Origin of the sequence: Archangium primigenium, from assembly GCF_016904885.1 — a bacterium.
GTDB classification, from domain to species: Bacteria; Myxococcota; Myxococcia; order Myxococcales; family Myxococcaceae; genus Cystobacter; species Cystobacter primigenius.
This window is the reverse complement of record NZ_JADWYI010000001.1, coordinates 1,064,020-1,083,699: the sequence shown is the minus strand read 5'-3', so window position 1 is coordinate 1,083,699 and position 19,680 is coordinate 1,064,020. Positions and strand designations below refer to the sequence as shown.

At 71.6% G+C, this 19,680-nt stretch carries 16 protein-coding genes and 1 tRNA gene; 10 read left to right on the top strand and 7 right to left on the bottom strand.

Annotated elements, in window-relative coordinates; all coding sequences use genetic code 11:
• Positions 1-55: 55 nt before the first annotated feature.
• From I3V78_RS04675 to I3V78_RS04665, 3 genes are all read right to left on the bottom strand, one after another.
• A complete protein-coding gene (locus I3V78_RS04675; RefSeq protein WP_204485107.1) occupies positions 56-1,033 on the bottom strand; it encodes a TolB family protein in 978 nt (325 codons plus the stop codon).
• Positions 1,034-1,155: 122 nt separating this feature from the next.
• Positions 1,156-1,683, bottom strand: a complete 528-nt coding sequence (locus I3V78_RS04670) for a non-proteolytic archaemetzincin-like protein (protein ID WP_204496491.1) — start codon at positions 1,681-1,683, stop codon at positions 1,156-1,158.
• Positions 1,684-1,756: 73 nt separating this feature from the next.
• Positions 1,757-1,827 (bottom strand) — tRNA-Gln (locus I3V78_RS04665).
• Between the two features lie 149 nt (positions 1,828-1,976).
• Between I3V78_RS04665 and truB the strand changes: the two genes are divergently transcribed.
• The 3 genes from truB (at position 1,977) to I3V78_RS04650 (ending at position 6,947) form a co-directional block, all read left to right on the top strand.
• Complete coding sequence (truB, locus tag I3V78_RS04660) at positions 1,977-2,879, top strand: tRNA pseudouridine(55) synthase TruB (protein ID WP_204485106.1); 903 nt, start codon at positions 1,977-1,979, stop codon at positions 2,877-2,879.
• 76 nt (positions 2,880-2,955) lie between these two features.
• Positions 2,956-4,386, top strand: a complete 1,431-nt coding sequence (locus I3V78_RS04655; protein WP_338023846.1) for a 3' terminal RNA ribose 2'-O-methyltransferase Hen1 — start codon at positions 2,956-2,958, stop codon at positions 4,384-4,386.
• Positions 4,383-6,947, top strand: coding sequence for a polynucleotide kinase-phosphatase (locus I3V78_RS04650; RefSeq protein ID WP_204485105.1), 2,565 nt, complete (start codon positions 4,383-4,385; stop codon positions 6,945-6,947). Before I3V78_RS04655 ends, I3V78_RS04650 begins: the two co-directional genes overlap by 4 nt.
• On the opposite strand, the gene I3V78_RS04645 is transcribed toward I3V78_RS04650, so the two are convergent.
• Complete coding sequence (locus tag I3V78_RS04645) at positions 6,944-7,276, bottom strand: ArsR/SmtB family transcription factor (protein ID WP_204485104.1); 333 nt, start codon at positions 7,274-7,276, stop codon at positions 6,944-6,946. The two genes, I3V78_RS04650 and I3V78_RS04645, sit on opposite strands and share 4 nt — an antisense overlap.
• Before the next feature lie 42 nt (positions 7,277-7,318).
• On the opposite strand from I3V78_RS04645, the gene I3V78_RS04640 reads away from it, so the two are divergent.
• A complete protein-coding gene (locus tag I3V78_RS04640) occupies positions 7,319-7,759 on the top strand; it encodes an SRPBCC domain-containing protein (protein ID WP_204485103.1) in 441 nt (146 codons plus the stop codon).
• On the opposite strand, the gene I3V78_RS04635 is transcribed toward I3V78_RS04640, so the two are convergent.
• Positions 7,756-8,424, bottom strand: a complete 669-nt coding sequence (locus tag I3V78_RS04635; protein WP_204485102.1) for a glutathione S-transferase family protein — start codon at positions 8,422-8,424, stop codon at positions 7,756-7,758. The two genes, I3V78_RS04640 and I3V78_RS04635, sit on opposite strands and share 4 nt — an antisense overlap.
• 36 nt (positions 8,425-8,460) lie before the next feature.
• On the bottom strand, positions 8,461-12,297 hold the full coding sequence (locus I3V78_RS04630) for a serine/threonine-protein kinase (protein WP_204485101.1): 3,837 nt from the start codon (positions 12,295-12,297) through the stop codon (positions 8,461-8,463).
• A 202-nt stretch (positions 12,298-12,499) separates the two neighbouring features.
• Here I3V78_RS04630 and I3V78_RS04625 point away from each other — a divergent pair, with 202 nt between their 5' ends.
• From I3V78_RS04625 to I3V78_RS04600, 6 genes are all read left to right on the top strand, one after another.
• Positions 12,500-13,240: an energy transducer TonB gene (locus tag I3V78_RS04625; RefSeq protein ID WP_204485100.1), complete on the top strand. Its 741-nt coding sequence runs from the start codon at positions 12,500-12,502 to the stop codon at positions 13,238-13,240.
• Between the two features lie 44 nt (positions 13,241-13,284).
• A complete protein-coding gene (locus I3V78_RS04620) occupies positions 13,285-14,040 on the top strand; it encodes a MotA/TolQ/ExbB proton channel family protein (protein ID WP_204485099.1) in 756 nt (251 codons plus the stop codon).
• Positions 14,024-14,440: an ExbD/TolR family protein gene (locus I3V78_RS04615; protein WP_204485098.1), complete on the top strand. Its 417-nt coding sequence runs from the start codon at positions 14,024-14,026 to the stop codon at positions 14,438-14,440. The genes I3V78_RS04620 and I3V78_RS04615 overlap by 17 nt, the downstream gene beginning before the upstream one ends.
• Positions 14,441-14,453: 13 nt before the next feature.
• Positions 14,454-14,891 carry an ExbD/TolR family protein gene (locus tag I3V78_RS04610; RefSeq protein WP_204485097.1) on the top strand — a complete coding sequence of 146 codons (438 nt, stop codon included), beginning with the start codon at positions 14,454-14,456 and terminating at the stop codon, positions 14,889-14,891.
• An 85-nt stretch (positions 14,892-14,976) separates the two neighbouring features.
• Positions 14,977-17,865, top strand: coding sequence for a TonB-dependent receptor (locus I3V78_RS04605; protein WP_338023470.1), 2,889 nt, complete (start codon positions 14,977-14,979; stop codon positions 17,863-17,865).
• 36 nt (positions 17,866-17,901) lie between these two features.
• Positions 17,902-19,287, top strand: coding sequence for a hypothetical protein (locus I3V78_RS04600; RefSeq protein ID WP_204485096.1), 1,386 nt, complete (start codon positions 17,902-17,904; stop codon positions 19,285-19,287).
• Between the two features lie 121 nt (positions 19,288-19,408).
• Here the strand turns inward: I3V78_RS04600 and I3V78_RS04595 are convergent, their stop codons facing one another.
• Complete coding sequence (locus I3V78_RS04595) at positions 19,409-19,561, bottom strand: hypothetical protein (RefSeq protein ID WP_204485095.1); 153 nt, start codon at positions 19,559-19,561, stop codon at positions 19,409-19,411.
• Positions 19,562-19,680 lie beyond the last annotated feature (119 nt).

Genomic DNA, 19,680 nt, shown 5'->3' with positions numbered 1-19,680 from the left:
GGCCCGGCGTCCCGAGGGTGGGGCGCCGGGCCTCGTCACGTCTGGAGGGCGCGCCTCAGCGGCCGCCGTAGGACGGCTCGAGCGCGCTGGGGACGACGAGCGTGCCCGTGCCGGTGGTGGCGATGCTGATGCGGTAGATGTTGTCGTTGCCGCCCGCGTTGGACAGGAAGCCCACCTCGGTGCTGCCGCGCCAGCTCGGCCAGGAGTCCGACACGCCGCTCTCCCCGGGGTGGCGGGTGAGCTGCGTCACCCGGCCGAGCGTCTGCCCGAGCGCCGCCACGAAGATGGCGCTGGTGCCGCTGCTCGTCTGCCCGTCGAAGGCCACCTGCGCGCCATCCGGCGACACGGCCACGCGGTTGACCACGCTCTGCGCCTCGTTGCCCAGGTTGAAGCTGTAGACCTGCGCCAGGCCGCTCGTCATGTCCGTGAGCACCAGCTGGTTGTGCAGGTTGAGGCTCGCCCCGCCCGCGGACAGCACCGACTGCCCGTTGGGCAGGAAGGACGCGGCGCCGTGCGAGTTGATGCCGATGTTGCCGTTGTTGAAGCGCACGAAGCCGCGGCCATCCGCGTCCACCCGGGCCAGGGAGGAGCTGCCGCCCTGCGCCACGGTGAAGACGAGCTGGGTGCTGCCGGGGTTGAAGGTGGGATAGCGGATGTCCGTGCAGCCCGGGCAGGTGCTCTGCGTGAGCGCGAACACCGTGGAGGTCTGGCCCTGGCCGGTGGTGGGCACCGAGCGCAGCTCCACGACCCCGCGCGCGCGGTCCCGGTACACGTACGCCACGCTGCGCCCGTTGGGGGCCACGGTGGGCTCGTACGCGTTGCCCTGGGTCGTCAGCCGCAGGGGCGCGTTGGGGTCGCCCTTCTCGTCCACCGCCAGCACGTCGCGCGCGCGCACGAAGACGAAGCCCTGACTGAAGGCCCCACCGCCTCCACCGCCACCGCCGTTGTCCAGGTCGAACCCATCCAGCGACTCACAGCCCGCCGCCAGCCCCGCGACCACCGCCAGTCCGATCATCCGCCGAAACGCCTTCATTCGCTCGTGCTCCCGTGTCTTCCGGCCCAGGGAGCGCCCTTGGAGGGACGCTCCTCGCGGGGAGCGACGTCCCCGCGCGGGCGGCATTCAAACACGGGCCCGGGCCCGGCACACGGCGGCCCCTAGCGGTTGAGCTTGTTCATCTCGTTGCGGCACAGGTTGCACAGCGAGATGTTCTTGCGGTCACAGTCCTGGGGCGACTGGGCGAAGAACATCACACACCGGGCGTCCTCGCAGTAGGACAGGCCCGTCAGGTGCGCCGCCAGGTGCACGGCCTCCACCTGGAGCCGCCGCTTGAGCTGCTCGCCCTCGGCCCCCTGCCGCAGCCGCGCGAGGCTCAGGATGGCGCTGCGCGACTCACGGTCCGCCTCCCCCAGCACGAAGGGCGAGTCCGGCACGAACAGGTCCACGTCCGTGACGCCCAGCACCATGGAGTGCGCGGGCTCCATCAGCGTGGCCAGCCGCCGGAGGATGGCGTTGCAGTGGTACTGGCCCCGGTCCTTGTTGAACGCGTAGGTGGGCGTGGACAGGGCCACTTTTCCCACCGTGCTCTTCAGCCCCAACTGCAACGCGATGGGGTCCTCCAGCTCTCGCAACAACACCGGGGGAGGACTGCCCACCGAGACCAGCAGGAGGACCTTCTGCGGCATCGGCATCGGCGCACCGTCCTGATCATCCCGGCGGCGCCCGTGGGTGCGCTACCCGGAGGGGAAAGAGAGGTGACTGGGGCGCAAGGATTCGAACCTTGATAATCAGATTCAAAGTCTGACGTCCTGCCATTAGACGACGCCCCAGCAAGACCGCTGAAAGATTGTAGGACATATCGCGTGGAGCGGAAACTTTTCTCGACAGAGGTCGCCTGGAAGACAGCGAGGGGTGCTCCCAGGTAGGAAAGAGTGCGCCCGCCCCGAGACGTCCTCCTGGGCTCGCGCGACGAGGAGCCATGAAGGCCGGCATCTACCTGGACCATAAACCCGTGGGCGTCACGAGCTTCACCCGGGTGCACGCCTTCATGCGCGAGGTGGAGGCCGCGGGGCTCACGCGCAAGCAGCTGCCCGTGTGCCACGGGGGCACCCTGGACCCCTTCGCCGAGGGCCTGCTCCTCATGCTCGCCGGCCCGGCCACGCAGCTGATGGACTGGTTGCACTCCGCACCCAAGACGTACGAGGCCGAGGTCGTCTGGGGCGTGGAGACGGACACCGGGGACGGGCTCGGCCAGGCGGTGCACACGGGCGACGCCTCGCACCTGACGGCCCCGGCGCTCGACGCGGCGCTCCCGCCTTTTCTCGGATGGACGGACCAGGTGCCCCCCGCCACCAGCGCGAAGAAGCTCGGCGGCGAGCCCGCGTACAAGAAGGCCCACCGGGGCGAGACAGTGGTGCTGCCGCCCTCGCGCGTCTACCTGCACGAGGCCCGCTGGCTCGCGCACGATCTGCCCCGCACGAGCCGCCTGCGCCTGGTGTGCCGGGGCGGCTACTACGTGCGCGCGCTCGCGCGGGAGCTTGGCCGGGCGCTCGGCTGTGGCGCGCACCTGTCCCGCCTGCACCGCACGTCCATTGGCCCCTGGGCGGATCCCGGCCCCACGGGCGAGCGCGTGGGCGTGCACGGCCCGGCGGTGCTGCCCTGGTGCCCGACGCGCGCCATCGCCGGGGACGAGGTGAACCACCTCAAGCACGGGCGCGGCATCCCGAGGGGTGACGTGCGCCCCGCGCCCTGGTCTCCCCCCGAGGGCTACCCCGACCCCGAGGGCCCCGTGCTCGCCGTGCAGCGCGGCCGGCTCGTGGCGCTGCTCGACGATGATCCGGAAACGCTCCGGGTGCGCACGCACTTGTGGGCGGGGCTCTGACGGCGCGGCTCATGAAGGGCAGGACGCCGCCGACGCGTGATGTCAGGCGCCGCCTGGCGCTGGCGTCTGGCGCGCCATCACCTCGCGCCTGGAGGATGCCCTGCTCCTCACCGTCACCACCACCCACGTGCCCGCCACGGACCTGGGCTACCTGCTGCACAAGAACCCCGCCCGGGCCCAGTCCTTCGAGCTGTCCTTCGGCCAGGCCCACGTCTTCTACCCGGAGGCCACCGCCGAGCGGTGCACCGCCGCGCTCCTCCTCGATGTCGATCCCGTCGCGCTCGTGCGCGATCGCAAGGGTCCCTCGGGTGAGGGCGGCGCGCTGGAGCAGTACGTCAATGACCGGCCCTACGTGGCCTCGTCCTTCATGAGCGTGGCCCTCTCGCGCCTGTTCAACGCGGCGCTCGCCGGCCGCAGCCAGGAGCGGCCCGCGCTGGCCCAACAAGCCCTGCCCCTCGTGGCCCGCCTGTCCGTGCTCCCCTGCCGCGGCGGCGAGGCCTTCCTGCGCCGACTCCTGGAGCCGCTCGGCTACCAGGTCTCCGTCACCCCCCACGTCCTCGACGAGACCGTGCCCGAGTGGGGCCCGAGCCGCTACTTCACCGTGACGCTCGAGGCCCACACGCGCGTGAGCGAGCTGCTCACCCACCTCTACGTCCTCATCCCCGTGTTCGACGACGACAAGCACTACTGGGTGAGCGACGACGAGGTGGAGAAGCTCCTGCGCCATGGCGAGGGCTGGCTCGCGGCCCACCCCGAGCGCGAGTTCATCACCCGCCGCTACCTGCGCCACCAGAAGAGCCTCGCGCGCGAGGCCCTGGAGCAGCTCATCGGCGAGGGCCACTCCTCCACCGAGGAGCAGGAGCGCGAGCGCGTGCGCACCGAGCAGGAGGCCTCGCTCGAGGCGAAGCTCAGCCTCAACGATCAGCGCCTGCGCGCCGTAGTGGACGTGCTCCAGGCCGAGGGCGTCTCGCGCGTGGTGGACCTGGGCTGCGGCGAGGGCAAGCTGCTCCGGGAGCTGCTCAAGGAGCGGCGCTTCACGGACATCCTCGGCATGGACGTCTCCTGGCGCTCGCTGGAGCTGGCCACGGAGCGGCTCCACCTGGACCGGATGTCGGAGCTGCAGCGCAAGCGCATCCAGCTCATCCACGGCTCGCTCATGTACCGGGACCGGCGGCTGGCCGGCTACCAGGCCGCCACCGTCATCGAGGTGGTGGAGCACCTGGATCCCCCCCGGCTCGCGGCCTTCGAGCGCGTGCTGTTCGAGTTCGCCCGGCCCGAGCGCGTGGTGCTGACCACGCCCAACGCCGAGTACAACGTGCGCTTCGAGTCCCTGCCCGAGGGCAAGTTCCGGCACGCGGACCACCGCTTCGAGTGGACCCGGCCCGAGTTCGAGGCCTGGGCTGGGGCGCTCGCCGAGCGCTTCGGCTACGCGGTGCGCTTCGCGCCCGTCGGCCCGGTCGATGACACGGTGGGCGCGCCCACCCAGATGGCGGTGTTCTCCCGATGAAGACCACGATTCCCGAACTGGCGCTCGTCGTGCTCATCGGCCCCTCGGGCTCGGGCAAGTCGAGCTTCGCGCGCGAGCACTTCCAGCCCACGGAGGTGCTGTCCTCGGATGCGTACCGGGGCATCGTCTCGGACGACGAGACGAACCAGGACGCCACGGGGGATGCCTTCGAGGCCCTGCGCTTCGTGGCCGCCAAGCGGCTCTCCCGAGGCCGGCTGACCGTCATCGACGCCACCAACGTGCAGCCCGAGTCGCGCAAGATGCTGGTGGAGCTCGCCCGGCAGTACCACGTGCTCCCCGTGGCGGTGGTGCTCGACGTGCCGGAGAAGGTCTGCCAGGAGCGCAACCGACTGCGCACCGGGCGGAGCATGGGCGCGCATGTCGTGCGCACCCAGCTCCAGCAGATGCACCGCTCGCTCCGGGGCCTCGAGCGCGAGGGCTTCCGCCACATCCACGTGCTCAAGCCCGAGCAGATTGAATCCGCCCACTTCGAGCGGCAGCCGCTGTGGAGCAACCTCAAGCACGACACCGGCCCCTTCGACATCATCGGCGACATCCACGGTTGCCTGGACGAGCTCACGCGGCTGCTCACCCAGCTCGGCTATGACATCCAGCCCCGGGCCGACGGCGCGCCCGGCGTCGACGTGCGCCCGCCCGCGGGCCGCAAGGCCGTCTTCCTCGGGGACCTGGTGGACCGGGGCCCGGACATCCCCGGCGTGCTCCGGCTCGTCATGGGCATGGTGGCGGCGGGCACCGCCCTGTGCGTGCCCGGCAACCACGAGATGAAGCTCCTGCGCAAGCTGCGCGGCAAGGACGTGAAGCCCACCCATGGCCTCGCGCAGACCCTGGAGCAGCTCGAGCGCGAGCCGCCCGAGTTCCGCGCGGCCGTGGCGAGCTTCATCGACGACCTCGTCTCGCACTACGTCCTGGACGGGGGGCGGCTCGTCGTCGCGCACGCGGGCATGAAGGAGTCCATGCAGGGGCGCGGCTCGGGCAAGGTGCGCGAGTTCGCCCTCTATGGCGAGACCACCGGCGAGACGGACGAATACGGCATTCCCGTCCGCCACGACTGGGCGGCGGAGTACCGGGGCAAGGCGGCGGTCGTCTACGGCCACGTGGCCGTGCCCGAGGCCGAGTGGCTCAACAACACCCTGTGCGTGGACACGGGCTGTGTCTACGGCGGCAAGCTCACGGCGCTGCGCTACCCCGAGCGGGAGCTGGTCTCCGTGCCGGCCGCGCGCGTGTACTGCGAGCCCACCCGGCCGCTCGTGCCCGCCGCCCCGGTGTCCTCCGGCCTCAGCGCGCAGCAGCAGCACGATGACCTGCTCGACCTGGCGGACGTGTCGGGCAAGCGCATCATCCCCACCCGCCTGATGAGCCACGTCACCCTGCGCGAGGAGAACACCACCGCCGCGCTCGAGGCCATGAGCCGCTTCGCCATCGATCCCCGGTGGCTCGTCTACCTGCCGCCCACCATGTCCCCCTCGGAGACGAGCACGGCCGAGGGCCTGCTCGAGCACCCCGCCGAGGCGCTCGCCTACTACCGCAAGGAGGGCGTGGCCCAGGTGGTGTGCGAGGAGAAGCACATGGGCTCGCGCGCGGTGGTCATCGTCTGCCGCGACGCCGAGGCGGCCCGCGCGCGCTTCGGGGTGACATCGGGCGAGACGGGCATCTGCTACACCCGCACCGGCCGGCGCTTCTTCTCGGACGCGGCGCTGGAGGCGGCCTTCCTCGCGCGGCTCCGGGCGGCGATGGACGCCACGGGCTTCTGGGAGACCTTCCAGACGGACTGGGCCTGCCTCGACGCCGAGCTGATGCCCTGGTCGCTCAAGGCCCAGGAACTGCTGCGCACCCAGTACGCCGCCGTGGGCGCGGCGTCGCGCGCGGCGCTGACGGACGTCGTGGACGTGCTCGGTCAGGCCCGGGCGCGCGGACTGGACGTGGGCGGGCTCGCCGCGCGCTTCGAGCAGAAGCAGCGGCAGGTGGGCCTCTACGTGGAGGCCTACCGGCGCTACTGCTGGCCGGTGCACTCGCTCGATGACCTGCGTCTCGCGCCCTTCCACCTGCTCGCCACCGAGGGCGCGGTCCACGTGGACAAGGACCATGTCTGGCACATGGAGACCCTGGCCCAGGTGTGCCGCGCGGACGCGCGCTTCCTCGTCGCCACGCCCTACCGGGTCATCGACCTGGCGGACGCGGACGCGGTCCAGGCGGGCCTGCGCTGGTGGGAGGAGCTCACCGGCCGTGGCGGGGAGGGCGTGGTGGTCAAGCCCCTGTCCTTCACGGCGCGCGGGCGCAAGGGCCTGCTCCAGCCCGCCATCAAGTCGCGGGGCCCCGAGTACCTGCGCATCATCTACGGGCCGGAGTACACCACGCCGGAGCACCTGGAGCGCCTGCGCAAGCGGGGCCTGTCCACCAAGCGCTCCCTGGCGCTGCGGGAGTTCGCCCTGGGCGTGGAGGGCCTGGAGCGCTTCGTGCGCCGGGAGCCCCTGCGGCACGTGCACGCGTGTGTCTTTGGCGTGCTGGCGCTGGAGAGCGAGCCCGTCGACCCCCGGCTCTAGCCCCCGCTGCCCTCCAGGTCCCGCTTGAGGCGCGCGAGCAGGTCCACCGCGCCCGTGGCGTAGCGGGAGATCCACCGGTCGTGGATCTCCCGGATGGGCAGCGGGTTGAGGTAGTTCCAGCGCGTGCGGCCCTCGCGCTTGACGATCACCAGGTCCGCCTTCTCCAGCACGCCCAGGTGCTGCATGACCGTGCACCGGTCCAGCCCGGCGAACAGCTCGCACAGGTCCCCCGTCGTCCGGGGCGCGTCGCGCAGCAGGTCCAACATGCGCCGCCGCCGGTGGTCCGCCAGCGCCTTGAAGACCTTGTCCTGTTGCTCCTCGGCCGACATGTTGTAGATTTATAACATGTCGGGCCCACAGGGGAGTGCGTCATGGAGCTGAAATTCCGGGTGCAGGTGAAGATCCAGAAGCCGGTGGCCGAGGTGTTCGACGGGGTCTACAACCCCAAGAAGCTCACCGGGTACTTCGTCTCCGAGGCGAGCGGCCCGCTGGTCGAGGGCACGACGGTCCAGTGGGCGTTCTCCGAGCCGCCGGTGCCGCCCTTCCCGGTACAGGTGCGGCAGGTGATCCCCAACGCGCTCATCCTGCTCACGTGGGATGGCGGCGAGGACAACGCGGAGACGCGCGTGGAGATGCGCTTCGAGTCCGTGGATGCCCAGTCCACGCTCGTCTCCATCGCCGAGTCCGGCTGGAAGGAGACGCCCAAGGGACTGGCGCTGTCCTACGGCAACTGCGGCGGGTGGATGCACATGATCATGTGCCTCAAGGCGTACCTGGAGCACGGCATCAACCTGCGCAAGGGCTGCTTCTAGGCGCCCGCGGCCGGGGGCGCGTTCCGGGCGAACACGGCGAGCTGATCCGCCAGGGCCTTCTGGTAGGCGGGGCGCGCCAGGCATCGGCGCAGGTAGGCCGCGAGCGCCGGCCGCTGGGCCACCAGGTCCGTGTGGCGCGGAATCTCCAGGACCGAGGCCATGAGCAGATCCGCCGCGGTGAAGCGGTCCTCCAGGTACTCGCGCGTCTTCAGGTGCGCCTCCAGGTCATCCAGCCGGAGCGTCGCCCACTGGAGCGCCGCGGGCAGGGCCTGCTTCGACCACTCCGCGTTGCCATTGAAGACGTCCACGAACATCAGCACCTGGAACGCGGGCTCCACCGAGTTGAGCGCCGCGAAGATCCAGCACTTCGTGCGCTCGCGGGCGTGGGGCTCCGTGGGCATGAGCACCTCGTGGCGCTCGGCGATGTGCTGCACGATGGCGCCGGACTCGAACAGCACGAGCCCGTCCTCCTCGTAGGCGGGCACCTGCCCGAAGGGCTGGAAGCGGCGGTAGGCCTCGCTCTTCTGCTCCTCCCCCAGGCCGATCAGCCACACCTCGTAGGGAACCCCCGCCTCCTCCAGCGCCCACCGCACGCGCAGGTCCCGCACCAGGCCCTGGGCCAACGGCGGCACCCACTGAAACGCACTCACTCGAATCTGGCTCATGCCGGCACTGTCGCACGGCACGTGGAGAACCCGCGCCTAGGACGTGCTGGAAGCGAGCTGGGCTTCCACCTGACGCGCCAGGCCCCCGCTGCCCAGTTGGAGGAAGCCCTCCCTCGCCCGGGTGAGGCAGGCGTGCCGCTCCGCGCCCGACGCCAGACGGCCCAATTCCCACCAGGCCAGCGCCTCGTCGTAGGGCATGCCCTGGGCCTGGGCCAGCTTCACACCGCGCCGCATCACCCGCCGCGCCCGCCAGGTGGCCCCCGACAGGCCGGCCAGCCGACCCTCGAAGCGCAGCGCCATGGGCCGGGCCAGGGGGAAGCGCTGGGCGAAGGCCGACAGCCGCGCGCAGACCTCGCGCGCCACCTCGGCCACCGGCGGCACCGAGCCCGGGCTGCTCCGCTCACGCTCCCACAGCGCCAGGTAGGTGGCCGCGGCGCCCTCGTAGCCCTGACCCTCCGTGAAGAGCATGGGCGGGTAGCGCCGCGCGAGCGACATCACCCGGTCCGCCGCGTCCCGCGCCCGATCCCAGTCCCCCTGCTCCCGGTACACCGTCGACAGGAGCCCGTGGGTGATCATGTGCGAGAGCGGATCATGCTTGCCCTCGAGCCGCTCGGCCGAGTCGCGCAACAGCGGCATGGCCTCGTCCCACCGGCCCAGCGCCACCAGCGAGCGCGCGAGCGTGTACGTGGCCCACACGTCGTGCTGGAAGTGGCCCCGCTTGCTCGCCGACTCGCGGACGCGCCCGAAGCGCTCCAGCGTGGGCTCGAACCGGCCCGAGTAGAAGTCCACGTGCCCGAGCAGCACCTCGGTCAGCTCGAACTCGGCCTTGTCTCCCAGGCGGATGAGCAGCCCCTGGGCCTCGCTCGCCTTGAGCGCCGCCTCGGACCAGCGCGCGAAGCCCGCGTGGTACATGGACTCGGTGATGAGGCCGAAGGCCGCGGCGCTCGGATCCGCCACGGACAGGTCCTCGCCCTGGGCCCGGCGGAAGTACGCCCGGGCGAGCGCGTCCAGGCGGCCAAACCCCGCGATGAAGCCGAGCTGGCCGTACAACCGCAGCACGTGCTCGTCCCGCCCGGCGCGCTCGGCCAGGTTCGTCGCCAGGAGCGCCGTGGCCATGGTGCGATACGGGTCGTAGCGCCAGTAGAAGCACTCGGCCAGCCGCAGCGCGGCGAGCGCCGCGGCCCCGTAGTTCTCGCGTGTCTGCCGGTCCCCCTCGCGCCGCCAACGCCGGGGCAGCACCAGGTGCAGCACCTGCCGGGCGGACTGGGCCACGAGGAAGCGGTTCCAGCCGCCGTCCGTGGTGGGCAGGGGCCGGCCCAGCTCCTCCAGCGCGCGCTGACCGTGGTGGATGCAGGCGTCGAAGTCGGACAGGCCATGCACGGCCTCCCCGAGCAGCCGCTCCCAGCGCGCGCGGCGATCCGCGCCCAGCCGCACGCCCGTCACCTGCCCGCGGCGGATCTCCAGCGCCAGGGCCCGGCGCAGGTAGCCGCTGGCCTCCACGTTCGAGCCGGCCGCGAGCGCGTGGGCGCCCGCCTTCTCCAGGTACTCGAACGTCCAGACGTCGTCCTCGGCCTGCTCCCAGTGGTGCGCGAGCACGGGGTAGAGCGCGGGGGACACGCCGCCCCACGGGTCCTGGGCCTCCAGCGCGAGCGCCACGTCCCGGTGCAGCGCGCGGCGGCGCGCGGCGGGCACGCCCTCGTAGGCGATCTCCCGGAGCTTGTCGTGCACGAAGCGCAGGGCTCCGCCGTCCGCGTCCTCCAGCACATGGCGCGCGCGCAGCTCCTCGAGCCCCTCCAGCTCCTGCAAGTCCCCGAGCCCGGCGGCGCCCGCCAGCACGTCTCCGTCCAGCTCGCGGCCCAGCACCGACGCCACTTCCAGGAGCGCGCGCGCCTCGGTGCCCAGACCCTCCAGGCGGCGGCCCACCAGGTCATGCAGCGCGTCGGGCAGGGGCAGCGCCTCGTGCAGGCGCTCCAGCTCGCCGTCGCGCGAGGCCACCTGCCAGCGGCCGACGGCGTCGCGGTAGAGCAGCCGCTCGTCGATGGCGGTGCGCAGGTACTCGGCCACGAAGAAGGGGTTGCCCGCCGAGCGCGTGGTGAGGAAGTGCACGAAGGCGGCCGGCGGCGAGGCCAGGGCCAGCATGTCCTCCACCATGCGCGCCACCACGGGCGCGTCCATCCGCCCGAGCGCCCGATGCTCCACGCCGGGCGCCTCCACGAGCAGCCGCAGCGCGGTGTCCAGCTCCTCGCTGCGGTAGGTGCCCACCACCAGCACGGACGCGGTGGACAGGAAGTTCTCGCGCAGGAAGTCGAGCACGCTCAGCGACAGCTCGTCCGCCCACTGCAGGTCGTCCATCACCAGCAGCAGGGGCTCCTTGGCGCTGAAGGCCGCGAGCGTCTCGACCAGGAAGCGCAGGAGCCGCTCGCGCGCGGCCACGGGCGGCAGGCGCGGCGGCTCGGGCCAGCGCTCCTGGCCGGGCAGGTCCGCGATGGACGGCTCGTAGCGCGACAGCACCCGGCCCCGCGCGCCGAGCAGCCGCTCCGTCTCCTCCAGGCCCCGGTGCCGGCACTCGTCGGCCACGGCCAGCAGGAGCGGCTTGAAGGCGTGCAGCGGCTCGCTGAAGCGCTGCTCGCCGCTGCCTCCACCCGACAGGGGCAGGCTGCCCCCGGTGACGACCCGGAAGGCCCGGCGGCCGGCGGACACCGCGCACTCCATCACCACGCGCGTCTTGCCCGCGCCGCTCTCCCCGCCGATGAACAGACACCCGCCCTGTCCATCCCGGGTGCGATCCAGCAGGGCCTCCATCTCCCCGAGCAGCTCCTGGCGGCCCACGAACTCGGGCCGGTACAGGTAGGGCCGGGGCGCCGTGGGCACCTCGCGCACGAGCCCCTCCGCGCCCAGCTCCGCGAGCCCCGCGCCCACGTCCGCCGCGTAGCCAACGCGCTCGCGCGGCACCTTGGCCAGCATGCGCATCACCAGGGCGTCCAGCGCCGGGGGCACCCCCGTCACCCAACTGGAGGGCGCATGGGGGGTGTCGCGCAGGTGGCGCCGCAGCACGTCCCAGCCCGCGCCGGGGTGGGGCGGCTGGCCCACGAGCAGCTCGTACAGGATGCAGCCCAGGGCGTAGAGGTCGGCCCGCGCGTCCACCAGGCCGCCCTTGATCTGCTCGGGGGCCATGTAGATGTAGGAGCCCTCCATGCTGCCGGAGACGTCGAGCGACTCGCGGCCCAGGGGTCCGCCGAAGTTGGCCGCCAGGCCGAAGTCCACCAGCACCGGGGTGCCGTCGGGGCGGATGAGGATGTTCTCCGGCTTCAAGTCCCGGTGCACCAGGCCCTCGCCGTGGAGGAAGGCCAGGGACTCGCACAGGCGGCGCACCAGGGTGAGCACCTCGTCCAGCCGCTCCTGGGCGGCGGCGCGGCGCTGCGAGGACTCGGGCGGCCCATAGGCGCGGAACGAGGAGTCCACGCTGGCGCCCTCGGCGGGCGCGGGCGCGGACACCGCCTGGGTGGCCACCTCCAGCGAGGGCGCGTCGCGCTTCCACAGCGTGTCGATGTAGCGGCGCAGGGTGAGCCCCTCGAGCAGCTCCATCGCGTACCAGGGCAGCCCCTCGTTCACGCCCTCGGCGAGCACCCGCACCACGCCCGGGTGCTGGATGCGCCGCAGGGCGTGGATCTCCCGACGGATGCCCCGGAGCATGGCCGCCTCGGGCACCTTCACCGTCTTGAGGGCCACCACCGTGCCGCTGTCCGCATGGCGCGCGCGATACACGACGCCCATGCCCCCGGCACTCAGCTTTCCCAGGAGGACATAGGGGCCCAAGCTTCCTTGCTCCACGTCCTGGAGCCGCACGGCCGACATGATCGGAAACACTGGCATGGTTCGCCCCCCCGACCAAGAACGGCCCCCCCCTCGGAGCATCCCCCCGACCGTCTGCCTGCCCCGGATTTCCAGAAGTCACCGCGCACCCGTGAAGTCCGCGCGGGGAGATCCACGTGACGCGGGTGTGACTCGTCGCGCCATCAATTGTCACCGGGGCTGAACGGGTTCGCGACATGCGCTCGCTATACGGCGAGGCGTCATGTTCGAGACCTACGACAGCGCCACCGACACCCAGTCCGCCCGGCGCTTCGCGCTCTCCACCCTCGCCGCCCTGGGCGTGAGCGCCCTCCTGGGCGTGGGCGCGGTGACGCTGGGGCAGCAGGTGCGGCAGGTCATCCGCGAGAAGAAGGTGGACGTGGTGTTCCGCCCGCCCCCGCCGCCCGTGGTGGCCGAGGTGAAGCCGCCGCCCCCGCCTCCGCCGCCCCCCAAGCCCAAGGCGAAGCCGCCCCCGCCGCCCACCGTGGCCGCCCCCGCCGCCCTGGTGGCGCCCCAGGAAATCCCCGTGGAGAAGCCGCCCGAGACGGACGCCGCCAACGCCGTGGCCGCCGCGCCCGTGGCCGTGGGGGGCACGGGCGCGCTCGTGGCGGGTGCCATTGTCACGGGCCTGAACAGCGCGGGGGTGGTGGGGGGCACGGGCACGCCGCGCGCCGCGCCCATCAACCTGCCCGAGAGCGCCACGCCGCCCCGGGAGCTGGACTCGAACGTGGCGCCCGAGTTCCCCGCCGACATGCGCTCGCGGGGCCTGGAGGGGCTCGTCATCCTGAAGATCGTCGTGGACGACGAGGGCCGCGTGGGCGCCGTCAAGGTGATGCGCGGCGAGGAGCCCTTCGTGGGCGCCGCCGTGGCCGCCGTGAAGTCCTGGCGCTACGCCCCCGCGCTCGTCGCCGGGCAGCCCACCGCCGTCTACCGCATCGTGAAGATTCCCTTCCGCCTCACGTAGCGCCCGCCGTCCCCGTCCCGCCGTCCTTCGCCGGAGCCCCCGCCGTGAACTTCAATCTGATCGACATCTACCACCACATGGGCTTCTTCGCCCGGGGCATCGCCTACACGCTGCTGGCCTTCGCGCTGGCGTCGTTGGTGGTGTTCTTCGAGCGGTTGCTCTTCTTCTTGCGCACCCGGGCGGCGGACCGCCGGTTCGCGGCGCGCGCGGGCCGGCTGCTCGAGTCGCAGCAGCACGCGCCGTTCGTCATCGAGGCGGCCCAGGCCCGGGCGAGCAGCCTGGCGAAGCTCCTGGGGGGCGGGGTGAAGGCGTACCTGGCGCGCAAGGAGGCGCCGCAGGGCAAGCTGGGCGCGGTGGAGCTCACGCGGCGCGAGGTGGAGCGACTCCACGAGCGCGTCTCGTCCGAGGTGCGCCGGGGCATGAGCGTGCTCGCGTCGGTGGGCTCGGTGGCGCCGTTCGTGGGGCTGCTCGGCACGGTGGTGGGCATCATCGAGTCCTTCGCGGGCATCGCCAAGACGGGCTCGGGAGGCCTGGGCGCGGTGTCCGCGGGCATCTCCGAGGCGCTCGTGGTCACGGCGCTGGGCCTCTTGGTGGCCATCCCCGCGGTGCTGATGTTCAACCTGCTCAGCACGCGCGCCGACGCGCTGCTCCTGTCGCTGGACCTGGCGCGCCGCGAGTTCATGGACCACCTGGAGGACGTGCACGGCGCGAGCGTGCCGGCGGTGCGCCACGAGGGCGCCCGGGCCCTGGGCGTGGAGCGCTCGGCGCGGAGCGAGGGCCACGATGTCCGCCCGGCGTAGGGGCGCGGGCCTCGTGCCCGAGATGAACGTGACGCCGCTGGTCGACGTGGTGCTGGTGCTGCTCATCATCTTCATGGTCGTCACCCCGCAGCTGGAGGCGGGCGCCGCCGTGGAGCTGCCCGCCGCGCTGAACACCGACAAGGGCGAGGACAACTCCCTCACCCCCACCACCGTGAGCCTCACGACCCAGGGCGCGCTGTTCCTCGACAAGCAGGAAGTCCCCCGCGCCCAGCTCGTGGAGACGCTGCGCGCCCTGCACGCCAAGGACAGTCAGACGCGCGTGGTGCTCAAGGCGGACCGGGCCGCGCGCTACGCCGACGTGCGGAGCGTCTTCAAGACGCTGCAGGACATCGGCTTTCCCGGCATCTCGTTGCAGGTCGTCGAACCCGCGAAGCACTAGGAGCCCGACCGTCATGGCTTTCGATCTCGGTGGTGGCAAGGGGGGCGTGCGGCCGGCGATGAACGTGACGCCGCTCGTGGACGTGGTGCTGGTGTTGCTCATCATCTTCATGGTCGTCACCCCACTGATGACCCAACAGATGTGGCAGGACGTGCCGGGCAAGGCGGACGACACGGCCGTGACGCCGCCGCCCCCCGGAGCCCTGCCCCCGGTGGTGCTCACGCTCACTCGGGCCGGAGTGACGCAGATCAACCGCGAGGACGTGCCTCGCGAGCAGGTGGTGGCGCGGCTGCGACGCATGCTCAACGCGCGCCCGGACAAGATCGTCTTCTTCGACGCGGAGAACGACGTGCCCTACGGCAGTGCCATGGACGTGCTGGACCTGGCGCGCGGCGGCGGCATCACCGTGGCCGTGGTGCCGGACGCGGTGGCCTCGCCCGCGGCGCCGTAACCCCTCGTCTCCCCTTCCCCTTCTTTCTCTCGAGCCGCCACGGACGGCGCGCGCTCCCCGCGCGCGTCCGCTGGTGAGGAGCCCCGTGTTGTCTCTTCGCCCTGATTCCCTCCGCGCCTGCCTGATGGCGCTGCTGCTGCTCGCCGGGCCCGCCTGGGCCCAGGTCCCCCTTTCGGACGCGCCCGGGCTCGCCCCCACGAACGACGTCCTCCCCCTCCAGACCGAGCCGCGCGCGCCGCCCGAGGCCACCACCCCCGCCACGGAGGTCGTGGACGAGGGGATGGACGAGGACCTGGAGGCGTCCGCCACGCCGCCGCCCGGCTTCACCGGCATCTACGGCCAGGTGACGGACGCGCAGACGAAGGAGACCCTCATCGAGGCCACGGTGAAGGTCGTCGCGGGCGCCCAGAAGACGGTGCTCACGGACGTGGATGGCCACTACCGGCTGGCGCTGCCGCCAGGCCGCTACGACCTGCGCGTCTTCTACGACGTCTACGAGGGCCGCCGCATCACCGGCGTCATCGTGGAGGCAGGCAAGGCCGCGCGTCTGGACGTGGGGCTGAGCGCCGACGCGGGCGCCGTGCAGGAGGTGGTGGTCGAGGCGCGCTCGGATCGCCGCGCCGAGGGCGCCCTGCTCCAGGAGCGCAAGAAGGCCGCCACGCTGTCGGACGCCATCAGCGCGCAGGAGATCGCCCGCACGCCGGACTCGAGCGCGTCGGACGCGGTCAAGCGCGTGGTGAGCGCCACGGTGGTGGACGGCCGCTTCGTGCTGCTGCGCGGCCTGGGGGGCCGCTACTCGGTGACGCTGCTCAACGGGGCGCTCTTCCCCAGCCCCGAGCCGGACGAGCCCTCGGTGCCGCTGGACCTGTTCCCCACGACGCTCCTGGCCAACCTCAACGTGGTGAAGAGCTACACGGCGGACCTGCCGGGCACCTTCGGCGGCGGCGCGCTGCTCATCGAGACCAACACCTACCCGAGCCAGTTCGAGTTCAAGCCGCGCCTGACGCTCTCCGGCGACACGATGTCCACCTTCCAGCGGCGCAACACCCAGCCGGGCTCCTTCCTGGAGACGCTGGGCTTCGCGAGCCCCAGCCGGCGCCTGCCCGCGGCCGTGTCCCGGACCGAGCGGCTGGCCCACTCGACGGAGACGTGGAACAGCTTCCCCAACGTCTGGACGCCGCGCACCACCACCTCGCTGCCCAACCTGGGCCTGGGCCTGTCGGTGGGCGACACGCTGCGCTCGGGCCACCAGCGCCTGGGCTACCTGGCCCTGGTCAACTACGGCCACCGCGAGACGAACCGCGTGTCCCAGTTCTCCCGCGCCATCCGCCAGGAGCAGGCGCTGGAGGCGCGCGACCCCGCCACCACGCTGCAGGGCAGCTCCGGCGCGGCGCTCAGCGGCCTGGCCAGTGTGGGCTACCAGTTCAACCGCGACCACGAGCTGACCCTCTTCAGCCTCTACACGCGCGGCGCGGACACGCACTCCTTCAGCTCCACGGGTGTGAACAACGAGCGCTCCGAGCAGTACCAGGGCAGCCGCCTGCAGTTCAGCTCGCGCTCCTTGACCTTCAACCAGCTGCGCGGCTTCCACCGGCTCTCGGGCCTGGGGGACACGGAGCTCGACTGGCAGGCGAACTTCAGCCGCGTGGAGCGCGACGATCCGGACACGCGCGACACCCTCTACGCGGACGACCTGGGCACCCCCACCGGCCGCTACTCCTTCCCCAACCAGCCCAACAGCGGCGACCGCTTCTATTCGGAGCTCGGCGAGAACTCCACCGGCGGCAGCGCGAGCCTCAGCGTGCCCGTGTCGCTCGTGCGGCTCAAGGTGGGCGGCCTCACCCAACTGTCCTTCCGCGACTTCCTCACGCGCCGCTTCCGCTACCTGCGCACCGACGTCCCCGTGGACGCCTCGCTGCCGCCCGAGCAGCTCTTCGGCCCGGACAATCTGGGCACGGGCATCCGCCTGCGCGAGGTGACGCGCGACGACGACGCCTACGACGCCTTCCTGGGCATCTTCGCCGGCTTCGTGTCCGCGGACGTGCGGCCCGTGGAGCCCCTGAGGCTGGTGGGCGGCGTGCGCGTGGAGCAGTCCACCCAGCGGCTCGACGCGGGCAGTCCCCTGGAGCCCGTGCGCTCCCTGCACAACACGGCGAAGTACCTGGACGTGCTGCCGGCCTTCAACGCCGTCTACACGCTCACCCCCCAGGTGAACCTGCGCGCCGGCTACAGCTACACGCTCGCGCGGCCCACCTTCCGCGAGCTCGCGCCCTTCCTCTTCTACGACTTCGTGCGCCGCCGCAACGTGTCCGGCAACCCCGCGCTCAAGGAGACGCGCATCCACAACCTCGACGCGCGCGCCGAGTGGTTCGTCGGGGACAACGAGGTGCTCGCCGCCAGCGCCTTCTACAAACACTTCCGTGACCCGATCGAGCGCGTCATCAACAGCAATCCACAAGGAAGTGACCTGGTGTTTGAAAACGCCGACGGCGCGAGAAGTTATGGAGTGGAGCTGGAAGCACGCGCCTCGCTCGGCCGCCTCACCCCGGCGCTCTCCCGCTTCCGCGCCGCCGCCAACCTCACCCTCATCCAGTCCAACATCGTCCTCACGGATCCTCGAAAGCTGGGTTTACAGACGAACAGCAACCGCCCCATGCAAGGCCAGTCTCCGTATGTCATCAACCTCAACCTCGGCTACGACCGGCCCGAGAGCGGCACCGAGGTGGCCCTGCTCTACAACGTCTCCGGCCCGCGCATCAGCGAGGTGGGCGTGCAGCAGTTGCCGGATGTCTATGAAGTGCCCTTTCACCGGTTGGACCTCACGGTGAGCCAGAAGCTGGGCGGCCGCACCCAGCTCAAGCTCACCGGCTCCAACCTGCTCGACTCCGCCGTCACCCTCTCCCAGGGCGACATCACGATCCTGACGTACCGCCCCGGACTGGCCTTCTCCGCCTCGCTCGGCTGGTCCCTCTAAACCCCCGCTGTCTTTCCTTCCCCGAGGACCCACCCCATGAAGCGTTTCACGCTCGGCCTCACCCTTGGCATGTCCCTGCTCGCCGGCTGCGGCGAGGACCCCGTCACGCCCCCCCCGGGCAACACCAGCACCGGCTCCGCCGTGGAGGTCTCCGAGGTCATCACCCAGGACACCACCTGGACGGCCGACAAGGTCTACACGCTCAAGAAGTACATCTTCGTGGAGGGCGGCACGCTCACCATCGAGCCCGGCACCCAGGTGCGCGGCGAGGACGGCAGCGCGCTCATCGTCACCAAGAACGCGCGGCTCGACGCCGCGGGCACCCGCGAGCGGCCCATCGTCTTCACCAGCGCGGCGGCGGTGGGCGAGCGCGCCGCGGGTGACTGGGGCGGCGTGGTGCTGCTGGGCCGCGCGCGCATCAACTCCTCGGGCGGCGTGGCCGCCATCGAGGGCTTCCTCTCCAACAGCACCGACGAGCGCGTGCGCTACGGCGGCACGGATGACACGCACGACTGCGGCACGCTCACGTTCGCGCGCATCGAGTTCGCCGGCTACCAGCTCGCGCAGGACAACGAGCTCAACGGCCTGACGACGGGCGGCTGCGGCTCGCGCACGCGCATCGACTACGTGCAGGTGCACAAGGGCGCCGACGACGGCGTGGAGATGTTCGGCGGCACGGCGAACCTCCAGCACATCGTCATCACCCAGGCGGACGACGACGGCCTGGACTACGACCTGGGCTACAGCGGCAAGGTGCAGTTCCTGGTGGTGCAGCAGAACAGCACCGTGGGCAACCGCGGCATCGAGGCGAGCGGCAACAAGAGCGACAACTCGGCCTCGCCGCGCTCGGTGCCGGAGATCTGGAACGCGAGCTTCATCGGCTCCAAGCGCGCCCCGGGCGCCTCGGGCACCAAGCAGGAGGGGCTCGTGTTCAACACCGGCGCGGGCGTCAAGCTGCGCAACGCCGTGGTGGCCTGGTTCGCCGACCAGGCGGTGGACGTGGACGGCCGGGCCTCGGTGGCGCTGTTCGAGGCGGGGGACCTGTCCATCTCGACCACCTACTTCTACGGCAACAAGGGCGACACCACGACCCTCCCGTACGCGCCCAACCCGGTGAAGGACAGCGCGGGCAACACCACCCAGGCGGACAGCTCACTGCTCGCCCATGGCGGTGTCTTCCGCGAGCCGGACCAGTTCCTCGCCGCCGCGCTGCGCAACCACGCCTCGGTGGACCCCCAGATTCCGGGCGCCCTGGACCTGAAGGCGCCGGACTTCACACCCGCCGCGGGCTCGCCGCTGCTCGCCGCCGAGAACGCCGCGGTGCCGCCCGCGGATGGCTTCTTCGATGCCTCGGCCCAGTTCGTGGGCGCGGTGGGCAAGGACAACTGGCTGGCCGGCTGGACCGCGTTCCCGGAGAACTGAGCCACCGTCCATCGCACGCGGCACCGGGAGCCGTGCCCACCACGGCCCCATCGCCTGGACGCATGCGCGATCTCACGGAGGGGGCTCCGGGAGAACGCCATGCCTCCGGGCGGTGTTTTGCTCAAGACTGCTCTCGCTCGAGCTGATCACTCCGCGAGAAGACGCAGGTGTTGTTGCAGGTGACCCAGCAATCGCCCCCCACGACCTGATCGAGCAGATCCAGGTCTTCATCGGAAAGAACCCGCAACTCCTCCTTCTTCAGGGACAACTTCACTTTCCCAGGCTCATTCTTATCGTCACTCATGCTCAGAGGGTGAGACTCCAGTCAGGTGATGTAAGCCCACCCTCGAGGGCGAAGGACTCCACTGCCGAAGACGTCGAGCATGCGTCTTC

Excerpts from the sequence above, each read along its gene's own strand:
- I3V78_RS04650 (WP_204485105.1), top strand. The coding sequence starts at position 4,383 with ATGAAGACCACGATTCCCGAACTGGCGCTCGTCGTGCTCATCGGCCCC.
- I3V78_RS04645 (WP_204485104.1), bottom strand. The coding sequence starts at position 7,276 with ATGTCGGCCGAGGAGCAACAGGACAAGGTCTTCAAGGCGCTGGCGGAC.
- truB (WP_204485106.1), top strand. The coding sequence starts at position 1,977 with ATGAAGGCCGGCATCTACCTGGACCATAAACCCGTGGGCGTCACGAGC.
- I3V78_RS04625 (WP_204485100.1), top strand. The coding sequence starts at position 12,500 with ATGTTCGAGACCTACGACAGCGCCACCGACACCCAGTCCGCCCGGCGC.
- I3V78_RS04670 (WP_204496491.1), bottom strand. The coding sequence starts at position 1,683 with ATGCCGCAGAAGGTCCTCCTGCTGGTCTCGGTGGGCAGTCCTCCCCCG.
- I3V78_RS04600 (WP_204485096.1), top strand. The coding sequence starts at position 17,902 with ATGAAGCGTTTCACGCTCGGCCTCACCCTTGGCATGTCCCTGCTCGCC.
- I3V78_RS04635 (WP_204485102.1), bottom strand. The coding sequence starts at position 8,424 with ATGAGCCAGATTCGAGTGAGTGCGTTTCAGTGGGTGCCGCCGTTGGCC.
- I3V78_RS04640 (WP_204485103.1), top strand. The coding sequence starts at position 7,319 with ATGGAGCTGAAATTCCGGGTGCAGGTGAAGATCCAGAAGCCGGTGGCC.
- I3V78_RS04610 (WP_204485097.1), top strand. The coding sequence starts at position 14,454 with ATGGCTTTCGATCTCGGTGGTGGCAAGGGGGGCGTGCGGCCGGCGATG.
- I3V78_RS04630 (WP_204485101.1), bottom strand. The coding sequence starts at position 12,297 with ATGCCAGTGTTTCCGATCATGTCGGCCGTGCGGCTCCAGGACGTGGAG.
- I3V78_RS04615 (WP_204485098.1), top strand. The coding sequence starts at position 14,024 with ATGTCCGCCCGGCGTAGGGGCGCGGGCCTCGTGCCCGAGATGAACGTG.
- I3V78_RS04675 (WP_204485107.1), bottom strand. The coding sequence starts at position 1,033 with ATGAAGGCGTTTCGGCGGATGATCGGACTGGCGGTGGTCGCGGGGCTG.